The organism is Actinoplanes xinjiangensis (assembly GCF_003148685.1).
Lineage (GTDB): Bacteria > Actinomycetota > Actinomycetes > Mycobacteriales > Micromonosporaceae > Actinoplanes > Actinoplanes xinjiangensis.
The window spans coordinates 131,837-145,334 of sequence record NZ_QGGR01000012.1 but is presented as its reverse complement, the minus strand read 5'-3'; the positions used below and the strand labels follow the sequence as shown (position 1 = coordinate 145,334).

The 13,498-nt window shown below is 71.5% G+C and carries 10 protein-coding genes; 7 read left to right on the top strand and 3 right to left on the bottom strand.

The window, feature by feature from the left end:
- Positions 1-230: 230 nt before the first annotated feature.
- Positions 231-2,360, bottom strand: a complete 2,130-nt coding sequence (locus BC793_RS26045) for an APC family permease (RefSeq protein WP_239169910.1) — start codon at positions 2,358-2,360, stop codon at positions 231-233.
- A 161-nt stretch (positions 2,361-2,521) separates the two neighbouring features.
- Between BC793_RS26045 and BC793_RS26040 the strand changes: the two genes are divergently transcribed.
- Both BC793_RS26040 and BC793_RS26035 read left to right on the top strand, forming a co-directional pair.
- Complete coding sequence (locus BC793_RS26040; protein ID WP_109596692.1) at positions 2,522-2,788, top strand: hypothetical protein; 267 nt, start codon at positions 2,522-2,524, stop codon at positions 2,786-2,788.
- A 31-nt stretch (positions 2,789-2,819) separates the two neighbouring features.
- Entirely contained in the window at positions 2,820-3,836 is a 1,017-nt protein-coding gene (locus BC793_RS26035; protein ID WP_109596690.1) for a S66 family peptidase, read from the top strand.
- A gap of 45 nt (positions 3,837-3,881) precedes the next feature.
- Here the strand turns inward: BC793_RS26035 and BC793_RS26030 are convergent, their stop codons facing one another.
- Together BC793_RS26030 and BC793_RS26025 are read right to left on the bottom strand one after the other, a co-directional pair.
- Positions 3,882-4,553, bottom strand: a complete 672-nt coding sequence (locus tag BC793_RS26030) for a response regulator transcription factor (RefSeq protein ID WP_109596951.1) — start codon at positions 4,551-4,553, stop codon at positions 3,882-3,884.
- A 71-nt stretch (positions 4,554-4,624) separates the two neighbouring features.
- A complete protein-coding gene (locus BC793_RS26025; RefSeq protein ID WP_239169911.1) occupies positions 4,625-5,869 on the bottom strand; it encodes a sensor histidine kinase in 1,245 nt (414 codons plus the stop codon).
- Positions 5,870-6,000: 131 nt separating this feature from the next.
- On the opposite strand from BC793_RS26025, the gene BC793_RS26020 reads away from it, so the two are divergent.
- From BC793_RS26020 to BC793_RS26000, 5 genes are all read left to right on the top strand, one after another.
- Complete coding sequence (locus BC793_RS26020; protein ID WP_109596686.1) at positions 6,001-6,900, top strand: ABC transporter ATP-binding protein; 900 nt, start codon at positions 6,001-6,003, stop codon at positions 6,898-6,900.
- A complete protein-coding gene (locus tag BC793_RS26015; protein WP_109596684.1) occupies positions 6,897-7,682 on the top strand; it encodes an ABC transporter permease in 786 nt (261 codons plus the stop codon). Before BC793_RS26020 ends, BC793_RS26015 begins: the two co-directional genes overlap by 4 nt.
- A 57-nt stretch (positions 7,683-7,739) precedes the next feature.
- Positions 7,740-9,809 (top strand): M6 family metallopeptidase, encoded by a 2,070-nt coding sequence (locus BC793_RS26010; protein ID WP_109596682.1) that lies wholly within the window; start codon positions 7,740-7,742, stop codon positions 9,807-9,809.
- 99 nt (positions 9,810-9,908) lie between these two features.
- Positions 9,909-10,619, top strand: a complete 711-nt coding sequence (locus tag BC793_RS26005) for a MerR family transcriptional regulator (RefSeq protein WP_109596680.1) — start codon at positions 9,909-9,911, stop codon at positions 10,617-10,619.
- The gene (locus BC793_RS26000) at positions 10,616-13,210 is read left to right on the top strand and encodes a VIT domain-containing protein (protein ID WP_109596678.1); all 2,595 of its coding nucleotides are present in this window, start codon (positions 10,616-10,618) and stop codon (positions 13,208-13,210) included. Before BC793_RS26005 ends, BC793_RS26000 begins: the two co-directional genes overlap by 4 nt.
- Positions 13,211-13,498 lie beyond the last annotated feature (288 nt).

The window sequence follows — 13,498 nt, the reverse complement described above, 5'->3', positions numbered from 1 at the left end:
CGGCCGGTCGCCGCCACCCTCCACCGAATGCCGTGGCCCGACGGCAACGCCAACCACCAGCGAGCGCGACCGGGCGCCGCCACCGTTTCACCAGATGCCATGTCGCGGCCGTCAACGCTGCCCAACCAGAAGTCGCGGCCGCCATCGCAAACCTCACCGGACGCCGCGGCCCGACCGGCACCGCCGTCCATGTCGCAGGGCAGCGGTGCCGGTGGGGCCAGGCGGTGGCGCTACTCGGGGGTGTCCGGTTCGGCGGGGGCCGCGGTGTCGGAGGCCTGCGGGCGGCGTGGGCGTGGGGCCGGGCGCCGGGCGGGCCGAGGGGTTGCAGCCGGGCTCTCGGTGGTGGGCCGGCCCGGGCCCGGGGTGGGATCAGAGGTGGATCCGCTCTCGGTGACGGGGTTCCCCGACGGGGTCGTGTCCGAGGTCTGGTCGGCGCGCGTGGCCGTGGTGGCGGCCGGACGGCGGGTACCCGTCCTGGCGGAGGTGCGTTTGCGGGGAGTGGGCGCGGGGCGGGGCGCTTCGGGCGTACCCCCGTCGGGGTTGGAAGTTTCGGCTGGGTCCTGGCTGCCGCTGGTCGTCTCGCTCGCGGTGGTCGCGTCGTCCCGGTCGGCGGCGGGCCGCACGGGATCGGTGAGGGCCGCATCGGCAGTGCCTGCCGGGCCCACGTCGGCGGCGTTGCCGTCGCTGTCGGTCGCGGCCGTCGTCGAGGTGTCCGCGTTCCCCTCGGGCCTCATGGACGTGCGGCCCCCGGTGGTCTCCTTCACGGCGGCCGGGGCGGGATTCGCCCTGGTATTTGGCTGATCGGCGATGCCATCGGCTGTCGGCACGGACGGCGCGGCGGCCTTCGTGGTGGTAGTGGGATCGTCGGCGGTCGTGGAGGTGTCGGCGGCCGTGGAAGCGTCGGTGGCCGTGGAAGCGTCGGTGATCACCGGGGGCGGGGATTCGCCGGGGGCGAGGGGTGGGTGGCCGGTGCCGATCACGGCGTAGATGTCGGGGCGTTCGCGGCGGAGTTTGCGGCCCCAGATGATGCCGGCGACCAGGGCTGCCAGGAACGACAGGATCGGCAACCAGATCTTGGCGATGTTGTCGGTGTCCAGCAGGACGCTGAAGAAGGCGATCGTGAGCAGCAGAACCAGCGAGAGGAAGACCACCGCGATCCACGGGGCGATCGCGCGGCGCCAGCGGGTCTCGCCGTGCCCGTCGCGGCGGAAGAAGCGGACCACCGCGACGGCGGCGATGGTCATCAGGACCAGGACGCCGAGGCCGCCGGAGACGGTGCCGAAGAAGAAGAGGTCGGTCGTCGGGTTCCATGTGGCGATCGCGAAGATGATCAGGACGGCCAGCGCCAGCACGGACTGCGCGGTCGACGCGGCGACCGGCACGCCGCCGCGGGTGCGGGCCAGACCGGCGGGCAGGACGCCCTCGCGGGCCACCGTCAGCGCGTAGCGGGCGACGGTGTGGTGGAAGGCGAGCATCGCGGCGAACAGGCTGGTCGCGAAGAAGATGCGGCCGAGGTCGACGAGAACGGCCGGGAGGTACGGCTCGGGCAGGAAGAAGAACAGGTCGTCGAGGTGCTGGCCGGCGATGGCGACGATGTTGTCGGGGCCGGCGACGACCGACATCGCCCATGCGGTGCCGCCGTAGAGGAACGCGGCCACCAACAGTGTGAAGCCGATGGCACGAGCGATCGTGCGGCGCGGATCGCGGGCCTCGGCCGCATAGACCAGGGGTGCCTCGAAACCGACCATGCCGGCGATCGCGGCGACCAGCAGCGACACGCCGCCCGCCGTGGCGATCAGGCCGGGGTTGAGGGTGTCGAAAGTGATCGTTCCGCCGTAGGGATTGCCGAGCATCACGGCGTCGAAGATCAGAACGACGAGGAGCTCGGCGCAGACCAGTACGGTCAGAATGCGGGCGTTGAGATCGAGGTCGAGACGGCCGAGAAACGCGATCACCGCCCAGCCGATCAATGCGCAGATGATCCACGAGACGTCTATGCCGAAGATCGACAATGCGTTGTGGGCGGCCACCCCGAAAGCGCCGTAGAGACCGATCTGCATCGCGTTGTAGGCGACCAGCGCCACGAACGCGGTACCCACACCGACCGGGCGGGAGATGCCGATCGACGCGTACGAGTAGAAGGCGCCGCTGTTGGGAACGTGCCTCGCCATCGCGGCCAGTCCCACCGCGAACACTCCGAGAACGGCGGCGACCAGCATGTACGCCACCGGAATGCCCTTTTCTTTCACCTCGCCGTAGCCGAGCGGCAGGGCGCCGGCGACTACGGTGAGCGGAGTCATCGCGGAGACCGCGATCACGAAGATCGGCCAGGTGCCGAGCTTCCTTTCCGGTTGGGACATGGCGCCTCCCGTGTCGAATCGACTCTGCATCGATGACCGGCCTCCATCATGGCCCTCACGACGGACAAACGATATAGAAAAATGTCGATCATGAATGGTTCGGGTGAATGGGATCTCCGCGGCCGTCGTTTCGGCGCCGCCAGGTGGGGTAGGTTGCCGGGATGCCGATCGGAGCGCAACCCCGTGGCCGTCGCGGCACCGTCGAGGAGCCCTACAGCCCACTCAACCTGCGGCTGGTCCTCGCCCTGTTCGGCATGGTCGTGTGCGCGATCCTGGCGGCGCTGCTGTTCAACGCCGGCTGGACGGTCCCCGGCTGGCTGCTCGCGGCGTGGTCGGTGGCCGCCGCCGTGGACGCCGTGGTGATCCAGTTGCGCCGTCGTGCCCGCGCCCGTGCCGAGGGCGGCCGCAAGCACTCCCTCTTCGAATGAGCGCCGGCCCGACTGTGCCATGATCACTGAAATGACCATCAGGTATCCATCACCGTTGCGTCCGGGCGACCTGGTCGGCGTCACCTCGCCGTCCAGCGGGGTCGACGAGAGCATGCGGCAGCGGCTGCAGGTCGCCGTCGAGACGGTGCGGAGCCGTGGGTACGAGGTCGTCGTCGGGGAATGCATGGACGGCACCCGGCATGTGAGCGCCCCGGCCCCCCAGCGCGCCGCAGAACTCACCCGGATGCTGACCGACCCGGCGATCAGAGCGGTGGTGCCGCCGTGGGGCGGGGAGACCGCGATCGATCTGCTGCCGCTGCTCGACTGGGACGCCATCGGTGCGGCCGAGCCGACATGGCTCGTCGGTTACTCCGACATGGCCACGATCATCACGCCGTTGACGCTGCTCACCGGGGTGGCCACGGTGCACGGCAACAATCTGATGGACACTCCGTACCGTCCGCCGGCCGGTCTGTCGTCCTGGCTGGACATCGTGGCGATGGCACCCGGGGACACCTTCACCCAGACGTCGCCCGGCCGTTTCCGGGACAAGGGCTGGGTGGATTACCGGACGAACCCCGGGGTCGACGAGTTCGACCTGGACGCGGAGGGCCGCTGGACCAGGCTGGACGGGCCCGGTGACGTGGACGTCGAGGGGCGGCTCATCGGCGGGTGCATCGAGACGCTGTGCAATCTGGCCGGCACCCGCTATGCCGACACGTCGGGTTTCGCCCCGGACGGGCTGCTCGTCTACGTCGAGGCGGCCGGCGACGATGCGGCGACGATCTGCCGGAACCTGCACGGGATGCGGCTCAACGGCTTCTTCGACGACGCCCGTGCGGTGATCGTCGGGCGTACCGCCGCTCCGTCGACCGGCAACCTGACGCAGACCGAGGCGGTCCTCGACGCGCTCGGCGGGCTGGGTGTGCCGATCGTCGCCGATGTCGAATGCGGTCATGTCGCGCCCTACCTTCCCCTGGTCAACGGAGCCCGGGGCCGGCTCGTCCTCACCGCCGGCCGCGCGGAGATCACCCAGACCCTGGACTGATCTCCCCGCCGGGCCGTATCGAGGATCGCTTCCGGGACGCCCCTCTCAAGCCAGGCCCGCGTCGTGGACCAGGAGCGCCACCTGCACCCGGTTGTTCAGGTCCAGCTTGGTGAGCACTCGGGAGACGTGGGCTTTCACCGTCGCCACCGACATGTGCAGCTCGGTGGAGATCTCGGCGTTGGAACGGCCCTGCGCGACGGCGAGCGCCACCTCACGTTCCCGGGTGCTGAGCCTGGCCAGCAGGGTCTCGGCACGGCCGCGGCCCGGATCGGGGCCGGGCGCGGCCGGCGTCGCGGCGGCGACATGCGCGATCAGCTGCCGGGTCACGCTCGGCGACAGGGCGGCCTCGCCCTGGGCCACACGCACCACCGCGTCACGGATCTGGCCGGGCGGTGTGTCCTTGAGCAGGAACCCGGCGGCACCGGCACGGAGCGCACGCAGCACGAACTCGTCGGCGTCGAACGTGGTGAGCACCAGCACCTCGGGAGCGCCGGGCCGGCGGCGCAGCGCCTCGGTGGCGGCCAGGCCGTCGACACCGGGCATGCGGATGTCCATCAACACGACGTCGGGCTGATGCCGGGCGATCGCGTCGGGCACCTCGGCCCCGTCGGCGGCCTGGCCGACCACGTTCACCACATCGTCGCCGGAGAGGATCATCGACAGCCCGGCCCGCACCAGCGGATCGTCGTCCACGATCAGCACCCGCACCACACTCATCCCGGTCCGCCCATCTCCGCCGCCACCCCGTTCTTCCTTCTCGTCGCCGCCGCGCACCCGCCCGGTGGCTGTCAGGCCGGCCATGGCAGCCAGGCGGTGAGCACGAAATCGTCGTCGACGCGGCCGTGGTCGAGGTGCCCGCCGGCGAGCAGGGCGCGTTCGGCGAGACCGATCAGGCCCATCCCGGTACCGGGGATGGGCAGAGCCGGAACCGTGATCGGCATCGGGTTGCGCACCTCGATGGTCAGACCCTCGCCTGCCGCGCCGCCGACGGCGACGCGCACGGCGGCTCCGGGCGCGTGCTTGCGGGCGTTGGTGAGGCCCTCCTGGACGATCCGGTACGCGGCACGGCCGGTCGCCGCGGGGACGGAATCCGTGGTGGGCGCGATCTCCAGCCGGACCCGGCTGCCGGCGGCCCGGGACTCGTCGGCCAGGGCGGGCAGCGCGTTGAGGGTGGGTTGTGGTCGCTCGGGGTTCGGCTCGTCCTCCGGCTGGCCGGTGCGCAGCACCCCGATGACCACCCGCAGGTCCTGAAGGGCCTGGCGGGCACTGGAACGCACCACGGCGGCCGCTCCGGCGATCTCCTCCGGCCGTGCGTCCGGCCGGAACTCGAGCGCGCCCGCGTGCAGGCTGAGCAGCGAGATCCGGTGGGCGAGGACGTCGTGCATCTCCCGGGCGATCCTGGTCCGCTCGAGGACGCGGGCCTGGGCGACGCGCAGACGCTGCTCGGACTCGGCACGCTCGGCCCGGTCGCGCCAGGTGACGATCAGCTGCCGCCGGCCGCGGACGAGCATGCCCCACAGGGCCGCGAACACGGTCGACGCCACGCCCCAGCCGAAAGCCTCCCAGTAACCGAAGCCACCCTCCGGCCGGGCCGCGGCGAAGACGGCGTTGGCCGTCACGACCAGCCCCACGTAGCCGGCGAGCACCGCGAACCGCCGGTGCACGCCGACGGTGAACACGACGATCAGCAGGGTGAAACCGCTGGCTATCGAGAACGTCGTGAGCAGCAGGAGGTAGACGGCCAGAACGGTCAGGAAGCGGCGCCGCCACCAGAGGCCGATGGCGGCGATCGTGCCGGCCACCGCGTCGGTCACGGTGAGCCAGGTCGGCGTCGCCCCCCAGTCCTTGATCGTCGCGGAACCGGGGTCGAGCATCTCGGCGGTGATCCAGACGGTGCAGCCGAGACCGATCAGGAAGCAGAGGCTGTCGACCGCCCAGTCACGGGTGGACCGGCGCGCGGCCAGCGGCCCGGCCGGGTCCGCGGCCAGCGCCGACGGCCACAGCCAGCGGTATTCCGGCGACGACACTCCCACGCCGTCGACTCTACGGGCGGGCGATCGCCGCCCGGTACCGACCAAAGTCGATGCTTCGCATATACCAAGGTTTTGCGGCATCGACTCTCGGCCGACGCGGCGGGTGCCGCCCTCCGCGCAGGCTGGTTCGCATGATTGCGGTGGAGAATTTGACCAAGACGTACGGGCCACAGCGTGCCGTCGACGACGTGTCGTTCACCTGTGAGCCGGGCACCGTGACCGGCTTCCTCGGGCCGAACGGCGCCGGCAAGTCCACCACGCTGCGGATGATCTGTGGTCTGACCCCGCCCACGGCCGGCCGGGCCACGGTGGCCGGCGTGCCGTATCGGCGGCTCGGCAACCCTGGACGGCACATCGGTGTGCTGCTCGACGCGTCGGCCCAGCACGCCGGCCGTACCGGGCGGGAGGTGCTGGCACTGGCGGCGATCACGATGGGGCTGGACACGGCACGGGTGCCGGAGCGGCTGGCACGGGTGGGGCTGGACGGCACGGCGGCGAAACGGCGGGTGCGGGCCTATTCGCTCGGCATGCGGCAGCGGCTCGGGTTGGCGTACGCGATGATCGGCGACCCGGCGGTGCTGGTGCTGGACGAACCGGCCAACGGCCTCGATCCGGAGGGCATCCATTGGATGCGCGGGTTGCTGCGCGGTTTCGCCGACCGGGGCGGCACGGTCCTCCTGTCCTCGCATCTGTTGCGCGAGGTGGAGGTGGTCGCCGACCGGCTGGTGGTGATCGGCAACGGCCGGATCCTCACCCAGGGCGACAAGGAGGCCCTGCTCGGCGCCGCCGGGACGATGGTGCGCACCACCGATCCCGCGGCGCTGGACGCCCTGTTGCAGCGGATGGGGCTGACCGGCACCCGGTCGGCCGACGGCAGTGTCCTGGTGCCCACGGATCCGGAGACCATCGGCCAGGCCGCCGCCACGGCCGGGGTGGTGCTGCTCGAGCTGCGCCCGGCCGGTTCCGGGGGTCTCGAGGAGATGTTCCTGCGCCTGACCGCGAGTACCGGACCCGAAGGAGCACACCGATGAGCGTGACCACCGACGTGACACCGGCAACCGTGCCGGCGGCCGCCGCCGCACCGGTGCCGATGGCCCGGCTGACCCTGGTCGAGCTGCGTAAACTCGCCGACACCCGGGCCGGGATGTGGCTGCTGATCGTGATCGGCCTGGCCACGCTCGCGACGTCGGCGATCCTGCTGGGCTGGGCCGACGACAGCGAGATCACGTTCGCCGCGCTGTACACGTTCGGCCTGGTGCCGTCGGCGGTCCTGCTGCCGGTGCTCGGCATCCTGTCGGTGACCAGCGAGTGGTCGCAACGGACCGCCCTGTCCACCTTCACCCTGGTGCCGGCGCGGTCCCGGGTGCTGCTGGCCAAGGTCGCGGCGGGTGCCCTGATCGCGGTCGCCGCGACGGCCGCCACCGCGGTCCTGGCCGCCGGGGCCAACCTGATAGCGCCGGCGGTGGGCGGTGACGGATCGTGGAGCCTGGACCCGTCGCTGATCTGGCAGAGCCTGCTCCTGCAGGTGCTGTTCGTCCTGATGGGCAACGCGTTCGGCGCCCTGCTGCTGAACACGCCGCTGGCGATCGTCATCTTCTTCGCCCTGCCGATGGTGTGGTCGATCCTGGGCGGCAGCATCCGTGCGCTGGCCGATGCGTCGCAGTGGCTGGACCTCAACGTGACCTCGCAGGCGATGACCGAGCCGGACATGACCTCCGGCGAGTGGGCGCGGCTCGCGGTCTCGGCCGGGGTCTGGGTGGTCCTTCCACTGGTCCTGGGGGCGGTGCGGGTGCTCCGCCGGGAGGTTTCCTGATCCACAACGGCCGGTGTTGGCGTCACGATCCGACGATCGGCGGTAGCGTCCCGAGACGTGACGCGTACCCTATTTGCCACCTTCGCGGCAATCACCGCTTGCATCCCATTATCTGCGGGTCCGGCATCGGCCGCGCCACCGACCGTCCCGCACCCGGCGCCGACCGCCCCGGCGCCACCGTTCGAGGGTGAGACCCTCGAACCGGACCTGGACCGGCTCACCTTCGAGGGTGAGCCGCTCCCGGTTCCCAGTTACGAGCCCCGGCCCAGCGGCCGTCGCGCGGTGCAGACCCCCGACGTGGGAACCGTCCGCAGTTGGGCCGGGCTCGACTCGATCGACGGCGATGTGTACCGCAAGGACTACACACTGCGCGGCGTAGGTGAGCACATCGAGGTGTGGGTGGCCAATGACCTGGCCTTCCCCGAGGACGACTGCCGCAAGAACGCCACCGAGGTCACCGACGCGCAGGTCACCTCGCTGATCCACGAGTTCGACGAGGTCATCTTCCCGCGCGAGACCAAGGCCTTCAGCACCCCGCCGGACCGCAGCGGCACCAGCCCCGGTCTGGCGGGCGACTTCACCGGGGCCGGCAACCGCACCGTCACACTGGTCGACAACATCCGCGACGAGAACTACTTCGACTTCCCGAAGCGGCAGACCTACATCTCCGGCTTCTTCTCCGAGCAGTTCAACGAACTCTTCGACCGGAACGTGATCACGATCGACGCCTACGACTGGGCGCATCGCACCGGGACCGACCCGCAGCACGAACCGTCCGACGATCCGTGCGTCAGCCGACCGGCCCGCCCCCGGATGTACGAGTCGACCTTCGCCCACGAGTGGCAGCACCTGCTCACGTACTACACCGACCCGGATGAGGAGGTGTGGATCAGCGAGGGTATGGCGGATTACGCCCAGCGGCTCACCGGTTACTCCGAGACGGCCCTCGGCGTGACGCACCGTGGCTTCGACAACCACCTCATCTGCTACCAGGGATTCGGCATCGTCAAGGCCGCCTACAACCCGAACCCGCGCGACTGCGGAGGACCGGCCAACTCACTGAACCTGTGGTCGGAGGGTGAGCCGGACGAGGTCCTCGCCGATTACGGCATCACCTATCAGCTCATGCTCTACCTCCACGACCGGTTCGGCGGGGAGCTGCTCACCCGGCTGCACCTGGACAAGGAAAACCACGGGCTCGAGGCGGTCGCGGCGGCCCTGCCGGAGGGCGAGGACCTGTACGACATCCTGCACGACTTCCAGGTGATGACGCTCGTCGACAAGGTCGCCGGTGAGCCGGGCGGTGTCGTCAAGGGCATGCCCCGGCAGCGGGTGACCGCCCGGAGCCTGCGCTCCACGGTGAACCTGGACAACCCTTCGGCGTACGGCCGGGCGGGCGCGCCGCCCAACGGCGCCGATTACGTCCGGCTGCCGCGCGACTGGCACACGGTCGGTTTCGAGGGCGCGCCGTCGCTGCCGCCGGTGCCGCTGGCCTGGACGACCGACGCCGGCATGCTCTTCTCCGGCAACACCCCGGACACCGACGCCACCGCGGTCCGGCGGGTGGACGTGCCGGACACCGATCCGGTCCTGCGTTTCACCACGTCCTACGGCCTGGAGGAGAACTTCGACTACGGATACGTGACGGTGTCGGACGACGGCGGCAAGACATACCGGGCGATCAAGGGCGACCGCACGGTCGAGGGGCCGCTGGGCCAGGCGATCACCGGCAAGGCCGCGGACGTCACCCTCTCCTACGACCTCCAGCCGCACGCCGGGAAGTCCCTGCTCGTGGGTTTCCGCTACGTCAGCGACAGCGCCGTGAGCGTCGGCGGGTGGCACGTCAAGGACGTCAAGGTGGGCGCCACCGCCGTCGGCGACAACAGCGTCGAGGGGTGGAAGTCGCCGACCGAGATCCACCCGACCCCGGTGCACCACTGGCAGGTGACCCTGGTCGGGCTGGCCGAAGGCAAGGCCAAGGTGATGCCGCTCGCCCGCCACGCCAAGCTGCGCCACTATTCGAAGGTGGTCGCGATCGTCACCTACGACGAACCCACCGGCACGGTCACCCAATACGCCCCCTACACCCTGATGGTCGACGGCAAGCCTTACGAACCCGCCGCATAGACCCGCGTCCCGCCGATCTGCCCGCCACCGCACCCCGCGTGGCGGGCAGATTCCATTCTGCCATTGACAGTGTCACGATGACAGTGTCATTGTCGGGGCATGTGGACGATGGAGCAGTTGGTCGAGCGGGTGAGCGCGGCACTCGCCGCGGAGTACCCGGGCGCCCCCAACGGCCGCGTCCGGGAGGTTCCCGACCGCAGGTCGATCCGGTGGTATACGACGATCGGCCTGGTCGACCGGCCACTCGGCACGCGTGGGCGCACGGTTCTCTACGGGCCGCGTCATCTCCTGCAACTCGTCGCGATCAAGCGGCGGCAGGCAGCCGGGCGCACGCTGGCCGAGATCCAGGAGGAGCTGGCCGGGGCCTCCGAGGAGACGCTCGCCGCGGTCGCGCGGGTGCCCGGTCCGGTGCTCGGCACCGGTGAGCCGTCCCCGGCTCCGCAGCGGCCCCGGCCCCCGTTCTGGAAGGCCACCCCCGCCGCCCCGGACGCACTCTCCTTCGACATCGACGCCTTCGACTCCCCCACCGCCGACCTTGCCGCTTCGGCTGAGGTCTCCCCGGCAGACGCCGGCGAACCCGAGCCGCGCAGTGGTAGAGCCCGCCGTGAGCTGGCCGCCGCCCTCGAGGCGATCGGCCCACCGCCGCAGCCGACGCTGCCGCTGATCACCGGTGTCCCCCTCGGCGGTGGCGTGATCCTGCTGCTGCCCCGCCACACCACCTACCTCGACCGCGACGACATCGCCGCGGCAGCCCGTCCTCTGCTCGACCTGCTCGCGTCCCGCGGGCTCACCGATGGGAGAACCGCATGATCATTTCCGTGAACCCGATGGGATCGGCAGAGCTGGAGCGTCACCGCCAGGTGTCCGGCGCGGGCTTCGGCACGCTGCTCACCGACCGCGGCAACCTGCCGCTGGACCGTCTCGACGTGCGCGCCTCCATCAGCGGCCTCCTGGTCCGCACCGAGCTCACCACCGAGTTCGTCAACACCCACGACACCGCGCTGGAGGCCACCTACGTCTTCCCGCTGCCCGACCGGGCCGCGGTCACCGGCATGACGATGTCCGCCGCCGACCGGGTGGTCACCGCCGAGCTGCACGAGCGCGGTGCCGCCCGGGAGCGCTACGACCAGGCCGTCGCCGCCGGTCAGCGGGCCTCGATCGCCGAGGAGGAACGCCCGGACGTCTTCACCATGCGGGTCGGCAACATCCTGCCCGGCGAGCGGGTCACCGTTGCCCTGCGGCTGGTCGGCCCCCTGGCGTATGAGGACGGCGCCGCCACCTTCCGTTTCCCGCTGGTGGTGGCACCGCGTTACGTGCCCGGCGTCCCGCTGTCCGGCCCGTCCGCAGGTGACGGTCAGCAGCAGGACACCGACGCCGTGCCGGACGCCTCGCGCATCTCCCCCCCGGTCCTGCTGCCGGGCTTCCCCAACCCGCTACGACTGTCGATCGGGGTCGACATCGACCCGGCCGGGCTCGAGCTCGGCGAGGTCCGGTCCAGCCTGCACACCGTCACCGAGCAGGACGGGACACTGCGTATCGCACCCGGCGAGCGGGCCGACCGCGACTTCGTGCTCCGCCTGACGTATGCGCCGGGCGCCGAGTCGGCCGTGGCGGTGCCCGACGAGGACGGGGAGCAGGGCACCTACCAGCTCGTGGTGCTGCCGCCGGCGCCCGCCGCCACCCCGCGCCCGAAAGACGTGGTCCTCCTGCTGGACCGCTCCGGCAGCATGGGCGGCTGGAAAATGGTGGCCGCCCGCCGGGCCGCGGCACGCGTCATCGACACCCTGACCGCCGACGACCGCTTCGCCGTGCTGACCTTCGACCACGAGGTCGACCGGCCGTCCGGCCTCGACTCCGGCCTGGTCGAGGCCACCGACCGGCATCGTTACCGGGCCGTCGAGCACCTGGCCCGTGCCGACGCACGCGGCGGCACCGACATGCTCAGCCCTCTCACCGCGGGTCTCGCGCTGCTGGCCGACAGCCCCGGCCGCGACCGCGTGCTGGTCCTGGTCACCGACGGTCAGGTCGGCAACGAGGACCAGATCGTCAAGCAGGTGACGCCCCTGATCGGCGCGATCCGCGTGCACACCGTCGGTATCGACCGGGCGGTCAACGCCGGATTCCTCGGCCGTCTCGCCGCGATCGGCGCCGGCCGCGCCGAGCTGGTGGAGAGCGAGGACCGCCTCGACGAGGCGATGGAGCAGATCCACCGGCGGATCGGGGCGCCGGTGGTGACCGGTCTCGCCGTCACCGGTGACGGGTTCACGCCGCTCGACGGCACGCGCAGCCCCGCCCGCCTGCCGGGCCTCTACCCGGGGGTGCCACTCGTGATCACCGGCCGGTACACCGGTACCCCCGACGGCACGCTCACCGTCACCGGGCGCACCCGCGACGACCAGGAGTTCCGGACCACTGTCGCGCTGCGGCGGCGCTCCGAGCCCGCGGTCACCTCCCTGTGGGCGCGAGCCCGCCTGCGTGATCTGGAAGATGCGTACGCGGCCGGCGACGACTCGCTGGAGACCGAGATCATCGGCACGTCGCTGCGCTTCGGTGTGCTCTGCCGGTTCACCGCCTTCGTGGCGGTCGACGCCCGCGTCGTCAACGAGGGCGGTCAGACCCGCAAGGTCACCCAACCGGTCGAGATGCCATCCGGATGGGAGACGCCCGCTCCCGCGGCGCCGGCGCCCTACTTCCTGGCCGCGTCGTCGCCGTTCCCCGGTGCGGTCGGTGCAGCCAGGCCGGTCGCCATGCCGCCGATGCCCCCGCCGGGCGCGCCGGTCCCGGGCACGCCGGCGCCGAGCCGGCCCGGCTTCGCCCCGCCCCATGCCAAGCGTGGGGCCGCCCCCGACGCGGTCGCCGAGGACTCTGCGGCACCGGAAAGCGCCGGGTGGTCACCCCCGTCGTTCGGCGAAGCCGATCGTGCCGACATGTCATCTCCGCCAGTCCACGGTGGTGGTGGTGGGCCACAGCCTCCCGCCCAGCCGGGCCGCGCTGCCGACGGGGCGGTTCCCGCCGGCCCGGTGACCCGCGGATTCTCCGGCATGCTGGGACGCTCCCGTGCGGCCGGTTCCCCCGCCCAGGGGAAGGCACGCCGTTCCGTCCCGGCGGACGGGCTGTCGATCGACGAACTGCGAGAGCTGGCCGCAGTCGAGGTCTCCCGGCTGCACGAGGCCGCCGGTCAGCCGTCACTCGACCGCCGAGACCTGCTCGACGACCTGGTCAGCCGCCTCGCCGTCCTGCTGGAGCCGTTCACCGACACCGCACTCGACCCGGTTCGTGAGCTGGTCGCGCTGCTTCGAGGCGACGCCCCACTCGAGGAGAGGTGGGCGGCCGCAATCCGGGTGCTGGAGGAGTTCGCCGCCGGCAAGGCCACGCCGAAACGCGCCTTCTGGAAGTCCTGACAGCCGGCCGCTTCCCCGGCCGTGCGAAGCAGACACGTTCTGTTCCGCACGGCCGCGGGGCCGCACTCGGCTTGGGACGGCTTGCCGAAGCCCACCCGCGTTCCCGCCTGCACGGCCGTCACAGCCGCATCTCCGGTGCACCGCCGCCAAGACCCGCCTTGCCGCCTGCAAGGCCACCGCAGCAACACTGCGCCTGCACGACCGGCACGGTCCGCGCTCCCGCCTTTCCGGGCCGCCGGGAACTGCGCTCCGTTCGAACGGCCATCGGGAGTCACGCTCTCGTCTTTC

Bases quoted from the DNA above. Each gene is read 5' to 3' on its own strand.
- BC793_RS26045 (WP_239169910.1), bottom strand. From the start codon at position 2,360: ATGTCCCAACCGGAAAGGAAGCTCGGCACCTGGCCGATCTTCGTGATC.
- BC793_RS26040 (WP_109596692.1), top strand. From the start codon at position 2,522: ATGCCGATCGGAGCGCAACCCCGTGGCCGTCGCGGCACCGTCGAGGAG.
- BC793_RS26035 (WP_109596690.1), top strand. From the start codon at position 2,820: ATGACCATCAGGTATCCATCACCGTTGCGTCCGGGCGACCTGGTCGGC.
- BC793_RS26030 (WP_109596951.1), bottom strand. From the start codon at position 4,553: ATGAGTGTGGTGCGGGTGCTGATCGTGGACGACGATCCGCTGGTGCGG.
- BC793_RS26020 (WP_109596686.1), top strand. From the start codon at position 6,001: ATGATTGCGGTGGAGAATTTGACCAAGACGTACGGGCCACAGCGTGCC.
- BC793_RS26015 (WP_109596684.1), top strand. From the start codon at position 6,897: ATGAGCGTGACCACCGACGTGACACCGGCAACCGTGCCGGCGGCCGCC.
- BC793_RS26005 (WP_109596680.1), top strand. From the start codon at position 9,909: ATGTGGACGATGGAGCAGTTGGTCGAGCGGGTGAGCGCGGCACTCGCC.
- BC793_RS26000 (WP_109596678.1), top strand. From the start codon at position 10,616: ATGATCATTTCCGTGAACCCGATGGGATCGGCAGAGCTGGAGCGTCAC.